The organism is Arthrobacter sp. MYb23 (assembly GCF_002979775.1).
Classification (GTDB): domain Bacteria; phylum Actinomycetota; class Actinomycetes; order Actinomycetales; family Micrococcaceae; genus Arthrobacter.
The window spans coordinates 13701-28699 of sequence record NZ_PCPR01000033.1; the positions used below are offsets into that span (position 1 = coordinate 13701).

Consider the following 14999-nt stretch of genomic DNA (forward strand, 5'->3'; position numbering starts at 1 on the left):
TGCCAACGCGGGATGACCGCCGTGCAGCCTTGAATGGAAACGCCGATCCCCCTGTCTGGAGTTCAGATGGGGGGATCGGCGTTTCCGGTGAACAGAAGTGTTGCCCCGCTCAACTGCGGTCGGCGGCGCGGATGATCCGCCGCCGTGCCGCAGCTATGAGAGGGCGTGCTGCCAGAGCGCCTGCCTTCAAAGAGCCAAGAACCTTGTTGACGCTGGCGTAGAAGCGGCCGCTGCTACGCCAGCCTTGCGTCAGTTCCCACGTTATTCGGATGGAATGGACGGCAAGGACGACGATGAAGAGTGAGATCACCAGACCAGCAATGGAGGCGGCCACGATCATCACACCTGTGAAGTGCACCAAGAGGACTGCAGAGATCACAACTGTGTGGGCGTCAAGAAGTTCCATATTCATTTCTCGTTGTGCGGGATGGTGAGTTGGTTGCGCCAGGGTGCGGGAGGCGGAAGCCCGCTGCCAGGTACGTGGGTTGCACCTGCAGTTTCGTCTTTATCCTAGCGATGAGCACCTAAAGGTTCGTTGGCAACGCGTCACGAACTTGTCAGAATTGCCAGAAGGGCAGGGTGTCCGTCAATGCTTTGCCCCAATAAGCGGCAGCGTCGACTTCGGCTCAGGGACAAGGACGAGAACATGGCAGAACCACAACCACTGGACATCACCTTTGTTGCCCTGCTCGGGAGAGTTCGACCAGGAGATACATGGACTTGTGTCCAGTTACCCGAGTCAGCGAGGATCTTTGGAACCCGTGGGCTGGTCAAAGTGACCGGCACCGTAGACGGGCACCCGTTCACGGGGGCCTTCATGGCGTTGGGAGACGGTACGCACAAATTGCCGGTGGCCGCTCCTGTCCGCAAAGCCATCGGTAAGGGCGACGGTGACGCCGTCGAAGTTCACCTCACTCAGCGCCTGAGCTGACGAGAGCCATCCCGCCATCCCGCTTCGGGGCCCGTTCAGGCCGAAGTCCGGCACCCTATTTGCTCGGCAAACGCGAGCATCGCCTCGCGGGCCATGTCGACGGTAACGAGCCTGTTTCCGGCCACAATGTGCAAGCTGTATGCGTCCTCGAGGGCCACCATATTCATGGTGGCCTGATCGAGATCCGCGGAAATAGCGAAGGCGCCGGACGCATTGCCTTCCTCGAAAATAGCGCGGTAAGTGGCGGTCTGGCGCAAGTACATCTGTTGGACCAGGGTGTCGTGAAGCTCCGACTGTCCGGCCATGAAATCGAACTCGTAAAGCAGTCGCATGAGGGCGTCGTCGGGTCCGCTGGGCAGCCCCGCGGCAATGGCTGCACGCAGCTTCTCAGCCGGTGATTCAAGTTCAGCCACCACGCTGTCCCGGTGGTCGCAGAAACGCTCCGTACCGGCGCGGTGGGCTTCCACCAGGAGAGCATCCAGATCGTCGAAGTAGTAGAGCAATGCCCCTCTGGTCAGCCCCGCCCTTTTGGCGACGTCGGTCAGGGACAGGGAGCGCAGCCCCTGTGTGGAGGCTTCCTTGAGTGCCGCCTCGACGAGCTCGGAGCGGCGTCGTTCCTGCGTGTTGGGTCTTGCCATGCCCTTGACACTATCCGATGTGAACTGCCACACTCCAATAGTTATTTGACGCTGACGTCAAAAAACTAAATCGACCTGAATGGACTCCCATGGAACAGCCCATCACCTCCGTTCCCGCGCAGCCTCCCAAACCTGTAAGCGGGACAGCAGGAAACTATGACGCCTCCTTGTCCCGCAGTCTGGGGCTTGGCGGCAATATCCTCATCACTTTGTCGTCGATTTCGCCTGCTTCCAGCGTCTTCATCCTCGGCGGCGCCGCCTTGACGGCTTTCGGCACCGGGGTGGTGTGGGGATTTCTCATAGCCGGCGTCGTCAGCATCCTTGTGGCCTTTTGCTATGCGGAACTCGCGTCCGCCTATCCCGTAGCGGGCGGCGACTATTCGCTGGTGTCCCGGGCGTTGGGACCGGCTTTTGGTGTCGCCACCTTTTTCATCAGTCTGGTGTCCCTGCCCCTGATTGTGGCGGTCTTCGCCCTGGGTGTGGCCGACTACCTCGGAGTGGCCATTGCAGGGCTGTCACCGCAGCAGACGGCACTGGTGGTGGTGGTTCTCACCACCGTCACCGCCTGCTTCAACATTCGGACCAACGCGTGGCTGACGGGCGTCTTCCTGTTCATCGAAATGGCCGCACTTGTCCTTCTGGCGGTCCTGGGCCTCGTCCACATTGAGCGCCCAGTGGAGTCTCTCTTCACTGCCCAGGCTCTGGACCCGGCCACGGGCTCCTTGGCCCCGCTCGCCATCTCCGGACTCATGATTGCCGTGACACAGGGCATCTTCTCCTTCAACGGTTACGGGGGAGCGGTCTACTTTGCCGAGGAAACCAAAAACCCCACAAAGACGTTGGCCCGGGCGGTGATCTGGAGTGCGGCCGTGACTATCGCCGCAGAAATAATCCCGCTGGGTGCGATCCTCCTCGGGGCTTCATCCCAAGAGGAATTGTTCGGCTCGGCGCTCCCCGTCGAGGCCTTCCTGAGCGAGCGTGCAGGGGAAGCCGTGACCATGTTGGTCCTCTTGTCCGTCGCGTTTGCCATAGTTAACGCCATCATTGCCATCACCCTCCAGGCAGGCCGCCTACTCTATGCGGCCGCACGTGATCAGGCGCTGCCGGCAGGTCTTTCCCGCGGCCTGCGGCAAGTGAGCAGCAAGGGCCAGGTGCCCGTCGTCGCCACAGCCGTCATGGGTGTGTTCGCCTTCGTGGCGTGCTTTGTCCCGATCGACGTTCTCCTGACCGCCACAGGGTCCACCCTCACTTTCAGCTATCTCTTCATCGCACTGGCCGCCATCAACCACCGCCGGACAAACCGGAATCGGACAGGCTACCGGATGCCGTGGTGGCCGTTGCCTCCCGCCCTGTGCATTGCGGCACTGGGCTTGGTATTCATCGTGGCCATCCTTGATCCAGCGCAATGGCTGAGCCTGGGCATTTCTTTGGTGTTCGTCTCTGCCGGCTTCATTTACCACTTCCTGTATCTCCGGCCGCGGAGCGGGACCCACCTGCTGTTACTTGACGCTGTTATTGACGAGGAGAACCACAATGCTTGACCTGTTGCTTCACAACGGAGCTGTCCGCACGTTTGCTGAGGCCGGGTGGGCGCAGGCTGTCGGTATTACCGGCGGCTTCATCACCTATGTGGGAACGGACAGTGACGCTCCAGCGGCCCGACGGCGGATCGACCTGAGTGGGCGGCTGCTGACACCCGGCGTCATCGACAGCCACAACCACTTGCTCCTCGGATTCGATCCCGACGCCGTCAGCCTGGAGGGTGCCCACTCTTTGGCGGAGGTCCGCCAGCGGATCGCCGATCACGCCAGCGAACGTCCGGACCTGGACTGGGTTTGCGCGGAGAATGCCGTGTATTCGGTAGTGGAAGGTCGGCGGCCCAATTCCGGCGACCTCCGGGGCCTGACTGACCGTCCGGTGTTCATCACCACCTACGACCAGCACTCAGTGTGGCTCAACGACGCCGCCTTGCACGTGCTCGGAATTGATCGCGGCACTTCCATCCCATGGGGTCGTCCGGAAGTCGATGCAGATGGCAGGCCGACCGGCTGGGTCACGGACTTCTACACCAGTGCGATGACCAGCGCGGGCTTGCGGGGACTCCAACGCGACATCCCCATGTATTCTCCTGACCGCCGCTATCGTCGGATCACCTCAAGTTTGGCGATGGCGGCAGCCAGTGGCATCACCACGGTGGTGGAACCCCAAGTTCCGCTCGCGGAGCTTGACCTGATGTACCGGGCGCGTCGGGAGGGGAAAATGCACTCCCGGGTGATCACCGCGCTCTTCCATCCTGTCGGTTCCGATGCGGAGTTCCGGAGAGATCTGCGCGAGGCAGTGGACAGTGCACCCGTGGACGACATGCTTCGGCTTGGGCCGGTCAAGCTCTACGCCGATGATGTGATCGAACCGCACACTGCGGCCATGCTTGCCGACTATGCCAACAGGCCGGGCCACCGAGGCGCCCCGAGCATGCCGCCCAACGAGTTCACGGCAATGCTTGGCGAGTTGGACCGCATGGGTTTCCAGACGCACACGCACGCAACTGGAGATCTGGGCGTACGAATGGCACTTGATGCGATCGAGCAAGCCCAGCATCACAACCGCACCATCGACCGCCGGCACGGGATTGTCCATGTGGAGTGTTTGGACGACGCCGACTTGCCCAGGTTCGCCCAATTGGGTGTTGTTCCGGCCATGCAGCCGCGGCACTGTTCCCCTGACCTGGTGGCCGGTACGTGGATGGACAACGTAGGCGAGGAGCGCTGGGACCGTGCCTGGCGGTTCAAATCCCTTGCCGAGTCGGGGGCCCGCCTGGCTTTCTCCAGCGATTGGCAAGTGGGAGAGATGGACCCGATCGTGGGCTTTTACTCGGCACTGACAAGGGCTGGACTCGATGGTGCCTCGTCCTGGACCCCCGGTGAGCGGCTTGACCTGGACACAACCATCCGCGCTTATACGCAAGGCGGCGCTTGGGCTTGGCACGCAGAAGATGAACTGGGCGTCATTCGCGTAGGCGCGAGGGCCGACGTCGTGGTCTGGTCGTCGAATCTCTACGCGCTTGGAGCGGACGAACTCCTGGGTGAGCGGGCCGACCTCACGATCGTTAATGGCGCAGTGGTCCACGATGCCCGGAAGGAATACGCCGAGGAGCCACCTGTGGAGGCCTCAGCGGCGTATGCGACCAAGGGCGTCCCGTCCTCCGCGCACTCAACGTGCTCACACTAAAGACGGCCGGCCAGTAGGCCTGGATGCTGTGTATGGGGAAGGTGAAGTAGGCCGCCCAAGAAAGTTTGTCAGGCTAGGTTGACAGCGAACGGATGTCAGCCTAGCCTGACAGATATGGAAGCTGATGATCTCTCCGAGCAGATCCATTCGACAAACCCCGCGGTGGGCCTACGCGCGGTGGGAGCTCTTCACCGCCTGGCCGAGCAGGTTGAAGCGGTGCACGTAAGGGCGGCCCGCGAGCAGGGGTGGACGTGGGAGCAGATCGGTGATGCCTTGGGCGTCTCCCGACAATCAGTACACGCAAAATACCGGGAATGAGTTGAGCCATGTTTGAACAATTTGCCCGCGATACCCGCAGGATTGTGGGGTATGCCATGGAAGAAGCCCGGGGCAGGGGCGATAAGCGGCTGGGAACGGAGCACCTGCTTTTGGGGGCGCTTCATGAAGCGGAACCCGCCGCGGTCCTCGGTATCACTCTGGACGATGCTCATGACGCGGCGTCCCGTTTGGATGCCGCTGCGCTGAAGGCTATCGGGCTCGAAACCAGGAATCTCAAGGGGACCACGATGCCAACAAAGGGGAGGAAACCGCCGTTCAGTTCGGGCGCCAAGGAAGTGATGGCAAACATGGTGAAACAGGCAATGGATCAGAAGTCCCGGCAGATCACTACATCAAACCTTCTTGTGGCGCTTCTGGACCGCGAAGAGCACGATCCTGTGTCAGCGCTGTTGGAAGAACTGAAGGTGGACAAGGCGACGGTCCGGGCGCGACTCCGGTGAAGGGGCTCAGCTACTGAGCGCTTTCCTTGCGTTTCTTGACCCTCCGGATGATGAGCCACACGACGAACGCGGCAAGCCCTGCATACACGGCGTAATTGAGGAAGCGCGAGTACTGGTCAACCAAGTGATATTGCTGGCCGAGAAGTGCTCCCGCACCAATGAGCAGGGCATTCCATACGCCCGTCCCCGCAACAGTAAAGATGCTGAACGTCACCAGGTTCATGCGTTCGGCACCTGCAGGGAGGGAAATGAGACTGCGCACGCCGGGAAGCAGCCGACCAAAGAAGATGGCGGACTTGCCATGGCGTTCGAACCACTCGGCGGCTTTCTCGAAATCTTCCCGATCAACCAGGGGCAATTTCGACAACAGCTTGATGGACCTTTCCAGCCCCACCTTGTAGCCCAGCCAGTAGAGAAGCATTGCTCCGGCATAGGCGCCCAGTGTGCTGGTGACAAACACCAGGATCAGGTTAATGCCGCCCTGCTGGGTGAGGAATCCGGCCAGTGGGAGGATCACCTCACTGGGTATGGGCGGAAAAACGGTCTCCAGAAGCGTTAGCAAGCCGACGCCCCATTCACCCAGGGCCTCGATGACCTGCGCAGCGATTCCCACAATCCCGGTTAACTCATCGGCTGCAGCAGTCGCCTTGAGCAAGCTGATCAGGTCGATCTCCGTTCATAAACGACGCTCCCGTAAACGACTGAAGCGCAGCAAAGCTGACGTATCCGTGGGGAAGCCCAGTGATGGGGGACCACTGGGCTTCCACCTCAACGCTATGCCCATCCACGTCCGCGAGCAACAAGCAATGCCAACAGGTTTTCAGGCTGGTGAGTGCACTGCCACAGAGGCGCGCTCAACTGCAGGGCAGGCAATCTTCACTGCAGAATCGAGAGGCGCCGCATCCAGGCCAAGCAGCATTCGAACACCCGCAGCTCCGAGCTCGTAATGGGGTAGTGACACCGTTGAAAGTGGAGGACGCAGGTGGGCTGCGATGACTTCCTGGTTGTCGAAACCCACCACGGCTATGTCATCTGGAATGGAGAGGCCGTTCTCCCTCAAGCCATCGTAAAGGCCCATCGCCATCCGGTCGTTGTAGCAATAAACGGCACTGACCTTGAGCTTGAGCAAGTCATCGGTGGCGCCGTAGCCACCTTCCTGATCCGGGTAGGCTTCGATCACCAAATTGGGGTCAAAAGGTATTCCAGCGCCCTCGAGTGCGGACTTGTAGCCTTGGAGGCGGCCGTCCTTGGCAGGTGCGGGGGTGGTGGTGTTGATGAAGGCAATTCGCCGGTGGCCTTCGCGAAGCAGGATTTCCGTGGCTGACTGTCCTCCCTGTGCCTCATCAGGTACTACGGCGCGGGCGGCACCGGCCTCGGGGGAGAAACAGTTGACCAGGACAAAGTCTGCCTCGCGAAGGGTCTCCGGGACATCAGTGGGGCGGTGGAACCACGTTGAGTACAGGATGCCGCGTACTTTGTATTCCAGCATCATGGCGATTGCGTCTTTTTCGAGGTCTTTGTTGCCTTCGGTGTTGGCGATCAGCAAGGCGTACCCATGTTTCCATGCTTCGTCCTGAGCCCCATGGATGATCTGGCCGGCGAAGGGCGTGGTGGCAACACCGTCGGCTACCAAACCGATGAATTTCGAGGTTCCGCTGACCAACGTTTTGGCCATGGCATTTGGGCGGTAGCCCAGCTTGGCTATGGCCTCCGTGACCCGTTGACGCGTCTCATCAGCGATGCGCGCGTTCTTCTTTTTGTTGATGACCAACGAGACTGTGGCAGTGGAAACACCAGCCAATTCAGCGACTTCGCGGAGGGTCACCGGATGAGCGCGGTCTGCTCTGGCATGAATGACCGGGCCGGCCCCGTTGCCTGAATTTTTCTCCTGCGAAATCATCTGTCCTCCGTCTGGAGTATATCCGTCCGCCGTGGTGGTCATCCCTTATTCGCCCCGCTTTCCAAGCCTTGAATCATGGCTTTGTTCAGGACGAGGAAGACCAGGAGCAAGGGAGTGATGGTCACGCACACTGCAGCAAACGTGGCGGTCCAATCCACCTTTCCCATGGCACCAATGTAATTTTGCAAGCCCAGTGGAATGGTCTTCAGGTCCTCGGACAGGACAAAGGTGTTGGCGAAGATGAAGTCGTTCCAAATGAAGATGCTGTTCACCAGGACAACAGTGACCACGGTGTTGAGTGACAGCGGCAGGGTGATCAGCCCAAAAATCCGGTAGGGTCCGGCGCCATCCAAGGACGCGGCCTCGTACGTTTCACGCGGAATGTATTCGAAGAAGGATGAGAACAGATAGATGGACATGGGCAGGGCGAAACCGGCCAGGGGGATGATCATGGACTGATAGGTGTCCAGCAGGTTCACGGCGGAGTAGTCGATGAACAGGGGGACCAACGCGATCTGAACCGGAACAATGATCCCGACCAGGAACAAGGCACGGACGAAGCGGCTCAGCCGGAATCCCAGGACCTGAATGGCGTAGGCGGCCATCATGCCGAACAACACAATGAGGATGTTGGCGCCCATGGTGACAATGAAACTGTTCAGGATGTTCCGGCCCAAGTCGCCCGTTTCGAAGGCCCTCGCGTAGTTTTCCCACGTCAACGAACTGGGTAGTGCAAACGGATCGCCGGTTGCAAAGTCATGTTCTGTCCGCAGGCTGGTAAGGAACAGCCAGGCGAGCGGGTAGACCTGAACGATCACGATGAGCATGATCAGCACCCGCGAGAGTGTCCGGTACAGGCTGGGTTTGCGCCGGCGTCGTTGAGGAACCGGCGAGGATGGAGCTGACGCGCGCGGGGTAGACGGGGCTGTCTGGGTGATCATGAATCTGCTTTCCGCTTGAGCATGAACAAGATGAGGCCGACGGCGACGAGGCACTCGATCACGATGAACACGGAGATGGTACTTGCGTAGCCGAAGTCCGTACTGGTGAAGGCTGTCTTGTACATGTAGGTGGTGAGCAGCTCGGAGGACTGCCCGGGGCCACCGTTGGTCATGAGGTACGGGATATCGAAACCGCGCAGGCCGTAGGTGGTGGCCATGATGGTGGTGGTGATCCACACGGGACGTATATAGGGGAACCGGATCTTGGTGAAGAGTGTCCACTTCGAGGCGCCGTCCAGCACTGCCGCCTCTTCCAGCTCCTTGGGCACGGCGATCAGTGCAGCGTAGATGATGAGCATGTAAAGCCCTGTGAACCGCCAGCCTTCAGGGGCGGACACGGCTGCCAGCACGGTGTTCACATCCGAGAGCCACGCCCGCTCAAGGGACCCCAAACCCACCCAATGCAGCAGCTGGTTCAACAGGCCAACCGGATCAATGGAATAGATGCGGACAAAGAGGAACGCGATTGCGACGGTAGAGATCACCGCTGGCAGCAGATACAGGGTTTTGATGAGTTCCCGGCCTCGGCGCAAGGATGTGAGCAAACTGGCTACAAGCAGTGCTCCGCCAAGTTGCAGCACCAGGCAGATGGCCAGGTAGAGGAGTGCGTTGAAGAAGGACCTCCAGAAAATATCGTCCGCTGTGAGCATCCGGACGTAGTTTTCGAGCCCAACGAACTCCATCTCGCTGATGCCGTTCCAAGAGAAGAAGCTCAGGAACAGCGATTGAAGAATCGGGAACAGTACTGCTGCGCAGTAGAGCAGCAGGGGTGGAAGCAGGAAGACCAGGACTGAGGTCCTTGACCTGTTGGGAAGCATGGTGGGCCTTTCGTGCGGGGGCCTTGGGAGCCCCCGCCGCTTCGGTTTACTTGAAGAACTTGGGGGCGTTCTGCTTGATGGCGTCGTCCATGGTCTTGGTGAACTGTTCGGGCGTGATGTTGCCCTGGACCAGGAGAACGAGTTCCTGCTGCAGCCGGCCGTTGGTGGTGGGGTCAAGCTGGGTATCCCACGGCATGGCTTGCTTGTCCCCAAGGGTGTTGGCCGTTTCGAGCGCCTTCTTGTACAGCGGAGTCGCGTTGGCCGGGATGGCTGTTTGCACGTTGGTGGTGGGGGAGAGGGCGCCGGTGGCGGCATACTCGGCCGGGTACTTCTCCAAGGCGAACTTCAGGAAGTCGCTCACCAGCGGATCGTAGGTCTTGGAGTTCACTGCCATGCCAATGCCGGAGGGGGAGACGAACTCGTTGGCGGAGGTCACCGAACCTTCGGTGGTGGGCAACGTGAAGAAATCGATGTCGTTCCGGACCTCGGAGTTGAGCTTGTCGGTGGCGAGGCTCGGGAGTTCCCAGGTGCCGATGTTGTACATGGCGGCTTGCCCCGAGGTGAATTGGTTCTGCGCATCCGAGTAACCCTGTGCGGAGAAGCCCTCCTGGAAGCATTGCGCCTTGCCGAGGTCGGCCATCCAGTTCACGGTCTTCTGACCGGCGTCGTCGGCAAACGATGCCTCGCCTTTCTTCAGCTTCTGGACGAAGTCCGGTCCCGCTTCACGGAACGGCTGGTACGCAACGTAGCGTTCCAGCGGCCACTGGTCCTGCCCGTCGATGGCGATCGGTGTGATCCCTGCATTCCGCAGGGCAGTGCACATGGCGGGAACGTCATCGAGGGACTTCGGCACGGAAACGCCGGCCTTTTCAAACAATGCCTTGTTGTACCAGATGAATTCGAGCTCGAACTGGAACGGAATCATGTACAGGGAGCCGTCGTCGAAACGCTGGTAGTCCAGTGCGCCGGGGCGGTAGTCGTCATAGACGTCCAGTGATTTCAGGAGCTTGTCCGCCTCCACCATTTTTCCTTGCTTGGCAAGTTCCTGAGCGAAGGGGGTGGCATCGGTGTCGAACAATTCCGGCAGCTTGTTGGCTGCGGCCAGGGTTTCGAGTTTTTGAATGTAGGAGGGCCGGTCCGGGGTGGTGATGAGGTTCAGTGCAAAGCCCGGATGGTCTTTGGCGTAGTCGTCCGCGAGCTTTTTCATGATGTTGATGACAGCTCCGTCGGCGGGCCTGGAGAGCAGCCATGATATTTCGCGGGGTTTGATCTCCCCGGTGGGGCTGACGTTGGAGGGGTCAGTGGCAGCACCTCCGCCGCCACAAGCTGTCAAAGCCAAAGCGGCGGCGGCTGCGACGGCGGCAGCACGGAGTAGTTTCTTCATTGCGGCAATCTCCCTTGATTGGAACAGAGGTTGGGGTGAGGAGTATTCAGTTGTCGGTTCGCTGGCGTATCTCGAGTTCGGTGAGGGTCACGGTTCCTTCTCCGGCGAAGACGCCGATCCGGCCGGTAGTGAGGTCGTAAATCCTGGCGCTAAGCGCCACTTGACGGTCGACGACGGCGACGCAAGTGTCGCCGTCGACGATGACCTCAAGGGTGTGCTCGCCAGGGGCGAGTTTGCAGGGTCGCTCAAGTTCGACGTCGAACGGGACGTCCCCGGAGACGTGCCACTGAGCATCGCCGGTGATGGCGCGGGGCCAGCGGTCCAAGACGAGCCGGCCACGCTTGGGTTCCAGGCGCAGGACGTAGGAATGGTCCCCGTCATGGCTCGAGCGGAGCAGCAAACCGCACTCGGTGGTGTTGGGAGTGATATCCAGTACTGCCTTGGCGTAAAACTGTTGCGGCATTTCCTCGTCGGACACCATGGCCGTGTACCCGTCCGGCACCTCGAGCCGCGCCGGCAACGCGCCGGTCAGGGAAACCGGGACGTCTTCCCAGAAGCTCTCCACGAGTTCATCTGCGAACGAAAATCCCAGGGTCCCGTCAGGGTTTTGGAGGGCTTCCAGCACGGACATGGTTCCTGCCCACTGCCATGGACCGTGATCGGTGTTGCCTTCCTTGCTGGCAATCCATCCGAAGAAGAAGCGCCTCCCGTCGCGTTCCGCCGTCTTTGACGCGTAGAAGGCACGGCCGTCAATGCTGTCCAAAGCAGGCACCATCCACGGGCCGTCGGGGCTCTTGGCCATGCGGTAGCGGGTGGTGAACGATTCCGAGAACTCGGAGTAGACCATGTACCACCAGTCACCCCAGGCGAAGACGTCCGGGCATTCGTGCGTGATGTAGCGGCGCGGATCCCAGAACGGTTCGGTGTGTTGCCACGTCATCAGGTCTGGGGATACGCACTGTGCGATGACGCCGCGGCGGCGTTCGGGCCCGGTTGAGTGCCTTGCCGCGAGAAGCATCCTCCACAGGTTCTTGTTGTCGTCCCAAAACACGAAGGGATCGCGCCAATCACCGGATTCGTAGCCGGCTGGGGCGCCGAAGGTGTGCTCGGGGTGCTTGTGCCAGGTCCGCATGCCATCAGTACTCGTGGCATGCATGACCATCTGCAGGGGCGCCCCATCGGGACCGAGGTTGCGGGGGTTCTGGCCGGTGTAGAACAGGTGATGGACGCCGGACTTGTCCGTGACGATGCTGCCTGTGTAGGCGTTGAAGTCCAGGTCTGTTTCGCTGCCGTGGTGCAGCGATACGCCGTGGTCCTCAAACTGGGTGAGGTCTTTGGTGGTGACCAGGTTCCATGAGGTACCGGGTTTTGGGTCTGAGCGGTCTTCGTGAAGGTAGAAGAGCCAGAACTCCCCGTCCTTTTCGAAGGGGATGAGGTCTCCAACCCAGCCGTCGGCTGGTTGGAAGAAGACTGAGCGTTTCATCTGCGCTGATGTCCATTCTGCTAAAGCGTTTGATCACTCGTAAGTTAGCGCGGATTTCCAGACTGTTCAAGCGTTTTAGCAAAATTCTTTTTCCCTTGCTAAAACGCTTGACCAGCCTCACTTGCTGCCGCTAATGTCCTGCATAGCTTCGGCTTCCCCCACCCCGCTGGATGACGTTTGGCGCACTGTTGCCCCAAACGCCGAGAGGAACGAATCAATGACGAATCACATTTCTCGACGCACGGCCCTGCAGGGCGCCGGAGTTGGCGCCATGGCGCTGTTCCTGAGCAATGCTGTACCTGCAGCCGCGCACGCCCAAGCATCGCTAAGGGCCATTTACCACATGACTCCGCCCTCGGGCTGGCTATGTGATCCGCAGCGTCCGGTCCACACCAATGGCGCCTACCAGCTCTACTATCTCCATTCCGGTCAGAACAATGGTCCGGGCGGCTGGGACCACGCAACCACAAGCGACGGCGTCTCCTTCACCCACAACGGTGTGGCTATTCCCCTGCAGACCGACTTCCCGGTGTGGTCGGGATCGGCCGTGGTGGACTCGGCGAACACGGCTGGTTTCGGTGCCGGAGCGGTAGTTGCGCTGGCAACTCAGCCGACCGGCGGGGTTCGAAAGTTCCAGGAGCAATATCTCTATTGGTCTACCGACGGCGGCTACACGTTCTCCGCACTTCCTGATCCGGTGATCGTTAATACTGACGGGCGAACTGCAACCACCCAATCTGAGATTGACAACGCAGAGTGGTTCCGCGACCCGAAGATCCACTGGGACGTTGTACGCAATGAGTGGGTGTGCGTGATCGGACGTGCGCGGTATGCGGCGTTTTACACCTCAACGAACCTGCGGGATTGGAGTTGGAAATCGAACTTCGACTACCCGAACCATGCCCTGGGCGGAATCGAGTGCCCTGATCTGTTCGAAATGACGGCCGGCGATGGCACCCGGCATTGGGTGTTCGGTGCGAGCATGGACGCTTACAGCATTGATCTGCCAATGACCTTTGCCTATTGGACGGGTGCCTGGAACGGCACGGCCTTCATTGCTGATGACCTCACGCCGCAGTGGCTCGACTGGGGATGGGACTGGTATGCCGCCGTGACGTGGCCGTCTGTTGAAGCACCCGAAACCAAACGCCTGGCCACCGCCTGGATGAACAACTGGAAGTATGCTGCCCGCGACGTACCCACTGATGCTTCTGATGGCTACAACGGTCAGAACTCCATCACGCGTGAACTACGGTTGGAGCGCCAATCGGGAGGCTGGTACAGCTTGATCAGCTCCCCGGTTGAGGCGCTGCAGGGTTACGTCACCGCCACCACCACCCTGCCTGACCGCACGGTTAACGGCAGCGTCGTGCTCCCATGGAGCGGCCGCGCCTACGAGCTTGAGCTCGATATTTCATGGAACGTGGCCACGAACGTCGGGGTATCTGTTGGCCGCTCCCCGGACGGCTCCCGCCATACCAATATTGGCAAGTACGGTGACGAGTTATACGTGGACCGAGCGCCGTCAGACCAAGGAGGGTACGCGCTGGTGCCCTACACGCGGGCCGCTGCGCCTATAGATGCCAACGCGCAGTCAGTCCATCTGCGCATCTTCGTGGACAAGCAGAGCGTGGAGGTGTTTGTGAACTCCGGGCACACTGTGATTTCGCAGCAGGTTCACTTCGTCGACGGCGACACCGGGGTCTCACTCTATGCGGACGGGGGCGCCGCGAACTTCACCGGAATCACCATCCGCGAGTTTGGCAGTCCTCTTTAGCCGGCCGGGCCCGCGCTAGGCGCCGTGTGGCCGAATGCGGGCGTGGTGCCCAGAGCGGACTTTCAGGGTGGATGGCCGGAACCGGTGGACGGCACGTGGCTCCCCCTTTGGGTGGCGGGGGAAGTGCGCCTTGGGCCTGTGCTCCTCTTCTGCGCGCGAGGAGGGGAGCAGGGCCAGCGGCAGGATGGTGCCTGCGAGCCAGACAACCACGCCGATAAGCACTAGAAGGATGGCTGAAGTGGGCTCCATGAGATCAGCATAGACACATTGAACGCCGTTGATAAGTAGCCTGATTACCACTTTTTCCGGGCGGTGTCCTTGACAAGCCCGGCGGTGCCACCACACTGATTTCATGTACCGGAACAGCCGCGTGTCAGCCCAGTTTTCCATGTCACTTGACGGATACATCGCTCGGGATGATGACGGAATCGGCCCGCTCTTCGACTGGTATGAGGCCGGATCAGTTGAAACCTGGATGCCAGGTCACCCTGTGCCGTTTCATCTCAGCGAAGCCGATGCCGCCTACTGGAAGTCACTCCCACGGGAGGGGGCGTTCATCTGCGGCAGGCGGATCTTCGATATGACAAAGGGGTGGGGCGGTCATCCGCCCAACGAGTCACCAACGGTTGTCCTGACGCACCGCGCACCCCCGTCGGATTGGCCACCGGTCCGGCGGGATGCTCAGCCGGTCCCGTTCGAATTCGTAGGGGATCTGGATTCGGCCCTGGAGCGTGCCGTCCAGCTCGCGGCCGGTAGGGAGATCGGCGTTGCCGGCGCGGACGTGGCACAGCAGTGCATGCGCCTGGGGGTGGTGGACGAGCTCCGGGTTGATTTGGTGCCTGTATTGTTCGGACGCGGTATTCGCTGGTTCGCGGACCTTGAGACGGACATCATGCTCGACGATCCCGTGATCGTTCCAGGAACCCGCGTCACCCATCTCATCTATCAGGTGCGCCGCCTGGACCCGCGCTAACGTCACCCATCCGGGGTTATCCACAACCGCGCAAACAGCGTACGACGGCGGGGACCCGCCCGCGCTAGGCTGGTCACCTCGGCTGAA

16 protein-coding genes are annotated in these 14999 nt (G+C 60.5%); 7 read left to right on the plus strand and 9 right to left on the minus strand.

The window, feature by feature from the left end; translation table 11 throughout:
* Positions 1 to 109 precede the first annotated feature (109 nt).
* On the minus strand, positions 110 to 406 hold the full coding sequence (locus CQ020_RS22120) for a hypothetical protein (protein ID WP_105694017.1): 297 nt from the start codon (positions 404 to 406) through the stop codon (positions 110 to 112).
* A 240-nt stretch (positions 407 to 646) separates the two neighbouring features.
* Between CQ020_RS22120 and CQ020_RS22125 the strand changes: the two genes are divergently transcribed.
* Positions 647 to 931 (plus strand): DUF1905 domain-containing protein, encoded by a 285-nt coding sequence (locus CQ020_RS22125; RefSeq protein ID WP_105694042.1) that lies wholly within the window; start codon positions 647 to 649, stop codon positions 929 to 931.
* Positions 932 to 966: 35 nt separating this feature from the next.
* Here CQ020_RS22125 and CQ020_RS22130 read toward each other — a convergent pair whose 3' ends face one another.
* Positions 967 to 1569 (minus strand): TetR/AcrR family transcriptional regulator, encoded by a 603-nt coding sequence (locus CQ020_RS22130; protein ID WP_105694018.1) that lies wholly within the window; start codon positions 1567 to 1569, stop codon positions 967 to 969.
* An 89-nt stretch (positions 1570 to 1658) separates the two neighbouring features.
* On the opposite strand from CQ020_RS22130, the gene CQ020_RS22135 reads away from it, so the two are divergent.
* The 4 genes from CQ020_RS22135 (at position 1659) to CQ020_RS22150 (ending at position 5576) form a co-directional block, all read left to right on the plus strand.
* The gene (locus tag CQ020_RS22135) at positions 1659 to 3110 is read left to right on the plus strand and encodes an APC family permease (protein ID WP_105694019.1); all 1452 of its coding nucleotides are present in this window, start codon (positions 1659 to 1661) and stop codon (positions 3108 to 3110) included.
* Positions 3103 to 4797: an amidohydrolase gene (locus CQ020_RS22140; RefSeq protein ID WP_105694020.1), complete on the plus strand. Its 1695-nt coding sequence runs from the start codon at positions 3103 to 3105 to the stop codon at positions 4795 to 4797. Before CQ020_RS22135 ends, CQ020_RS22140 begins: the two co-directional genes overlap by 8 nt.
* Positions 4798 to 4911: 114 nt before the next feature.
* Positions 4912 to 5115 carry a helix-turn-helix domain-containing protein gene (locus CQ020_RS22145; RefSeq protein WP_024819718.1) on the plus strand — a complete coding sequence of 68 codons (204 nt, stop codon included), beginning with the start codon at positions 4912 to 4914 and terminating at the stop codon, positions 5113 to 5115.
* A gap of 8 nt (positions 5116 to 5123) precedes the next feature.
* Positions 5124 to 5576 (plus strand): Clp protease N-terminal domain-containing protein, encoded by a 453-nt coding sequence (locus CQ020_RS22150; RefSeq protein WP_105694021.1) that lies wholly within the window; start codon positions 5124 to 5126, stop codon positions 5574 to 5576.
* 10 nt (positions 5577 to 5586) lie between these two features.
* Here the strand turns inward: CQ020_RS22150 and CQ020_RS22155 are convergent, their stop codons facing one another.
* The 6 genes from CQ020_RS22155 to CQ020_RS22180 all read right to left on the minus strand — a co-directional run bounded on the left by CQ020_RS22155 (position 5587) and on the right by CQ020_RS22180 (position 12162).
* Positions 5587 to 6231: a DedA family protein gene (locus CQ020_RS22155; protein ID WP_374955209.1), complete on the minus strand. Its 645-nt coding sequence runs from the start codon at positions 6229 to 6231 to the stop codon at positions 5587 to 5589.
* 165 nt (positions 6232 to 6396) lie between these two features.
* The gene (locus CQ020_RS22160; RefSeq protein WP_181151996.1) at positions 6397 to 7476 is read right to left on the minus strand and encodes a LacI family DNA-binding transcriptional regulator; all 1080 of its coding nucleotides are present in this window, start codon (positions 7474 to 7476) and stop codon (positions 6397 to 6399) included.
* A 38-nt stretch (positions 7477 to 7514) separates the two neighbouring features.
* A complete protein-coding gene (locus CQ020_RS22165) occupies positions 7515 to 8417 on the minus strand; it encodes a carbohydrate ABC transporter permease (RefSeq protein ID WP_105694023.1) in 903 nt (300 codons plus the stop codon).
* A complete protein-coding gene (locus CQ020_RS22170) occupies positions 8414 to 9295 on the minus strand; it encodes a carbohydrate ABC transporter permease (RefSeq protein ID WP_024819723.1) in 882 nt (293 codons plus the stop codon). The genes CQ020_RS22165 and CQ020_RS22170 overlap by 4 nt, the downstream gene beginning before the upstream one ends.
* 46 nt (positions 9296 to 9341) lie before the next feature.
* Positions 9342 to 10679, minus strand: coding sequence for an ABC transporter substrate-binding protein (locus tag CQ020_RS22175; protein ID WP_105694024.1), 1338 nt, complete (start codon positions 10677 to 10679; stop codon positions 9342 to 9344).
* A gap of 46 nt (positions 10680 to 10725) precedes the next feature.
* Positions 10726 to 12162 carry a family 43 glycosylhydrolase gene (locus tag CQ020_RS22180; protein ID WP_105694025.1) on the minus strand — a complete coding sequence of 479 codons (1437 nt, stop codon included), beginning with the start codon at positions 12160 to 12162 and terminating at the stop codon, positions 10726 to 10728.
* A 217-nt stretch (positions 12163 to 12379) separates the two neighbouring features.
* Here CQ020_RS22180 and CQ020_RS22185 point away from each other — a divergent pair, with 217 nt between their 5' ends.
* On the plus strand, positions 12380 to 13939 hold the full coding sequence (locus CQ020_RS22185; protein WP_105694026.1) for a glycoside hydrolase family 32 protein: 1560 nt from the start codon (positions 12380 to 12382) through the stop codon (positions 13937 to 13939).
* Positions 13940 to 13954: 15 nt separating this feature from the next.
* Here the strand turns inward: CQ020_RS22185 and CQ020_RS22190 are convergent, their stop codons facing one another.
* On the minus strand, positions 13955 to 14188 hold the full coding sequence (locus CQ020_RS22190) for a hypothetical protein (protein WP_146116689.1): 234 nt from the start codon (positions 14186 to 14188) through the stop codon (positions 13955 to 13957).
* Positions 14189 to 14291: 103 nt separating this feature from the next.
* Between CQ020_RS22190 and CQ020_RS22195 the strand changes: the two genes are divergently transcribed.
* Positions 14292 to 14912: a dihydrofolate reductase family protein gene (locus CQ020_RS22195; protein WP_105694028.1), complete on the plus strand. Its 621-nt coding sequence runs from the start codon at positions 14292 to 14294 to the stop codon at positions 14910 to 14912.
* The last annotated feature ends 87 nt before the right edge of the window (positions 14913 to 14999 follow it).

Bases quoted from the DNA above. Each gene is read 5' to 3' on its own strand.
- CQ020_RS22160 (WP_181151996.1), bottom strand. From the start codon at position 7,476: ATGATTTCGCAGGAGAAAAATTCAGGCAACGGGGCCGGCCCGGTCATT.
- CQ020_RS22120 (WP_105694017.1), bottom strand. From the start codon at position 406: ATGGAACTTCTTGACGCCCACACAGTTGTGATCTCTGCAGTCCTCTTG.
- CQ020_RS22170 (WP_024819723.1), bottom strand. From the start codon at position 9,295: ATGCTTCCCAACAGGTCAAGGACCTCAGTCCTGGTCTTCCTGCTTCCA.
- CQ020_RS22135 (WP_105694019.1), top strand. From the start codon at position 1,659: ATGGAACAGCCCATCACCTCCGTTCCCGCGCAGCCTCCCAAACCTGTA.
- CQ020_RS22195 (WP_105694028.1), top strand. From the start codon at position 14,292: ATGTACCGGAACAGCCGCGTGTCAGCCCAGTTTTCCATGTCACTTGAC.
- CQ020_RS22190 (WP_146116689.1), bottom strand. From the start codon at position 14,188: ATGGAGCCCACTTCAGCCATCCTTCTAGTGCTTATCGGCGTGGTTGTC.
- CQ020_RS22175 (WP_105694024.1), bottom strand. From the start codon at position 10,679: ATGAAGAAACTACTCCGTGCTGCCGCCGTCGCAGCCGCCGCCGCTTTG.
- CQ020_RS22150 (WP_105694021.1), top strand. From the start codon at position 5,124: ATGTTTGAACAATTTGCCCGCGATACCCGCAGGATTGTGGGGTATGCC.
- CQ020_RS22165 (WP_105694023.1), bottom strand. From the start codon at position 8,417: ATGATCACCCAGACAGCCCCGTCTACCCCGCGCGCGTCAGCTCCATCC.
- CQ020_RS22140 (WP_105694020.1), top strand. From the start codon at position 3,103: ATGCTTGACCTGTTGCTTCACAACGGAGCTGTCCGCACGTTTGCTGAG.
- CQ020_RS22180 (WP_105694025.1), bottom strand. From the start codon at position 12,162: ATGAAACGCTCAGTCTTCTTCCAACCAGCCGACGGCTGGGTTGGAGAC.
- CQ020_RS22185 (WP_105694026.1), top strand. From the start codon at position 12,380: ATGACGAATCACATTTCTCGACGCACGGCCCTGCAGGGCGCCGGAGTT.
- CQ020_RS22145 (WP_024819718.1), top strand. From the start codon at position 4,912: ATGGAAGCTGATGATCTCTCCGAGCAGATCCATTCGACAAACCCCGCG.
- CQ020_RS22125 (WP_105694042.1), top strand. From the start codon at position 647: ATGGCAGAACCACAACCACTGGACATCACCTTTGTTGCCCTGCTCGGG.
- CQ020_RS22130 (WP_105694018.1), bottom strand. From the start codon at position 1,569: ATGGCAAGACCCAACACGCAGGAACGACGCCGCTCCGAGCTCGTCGAG.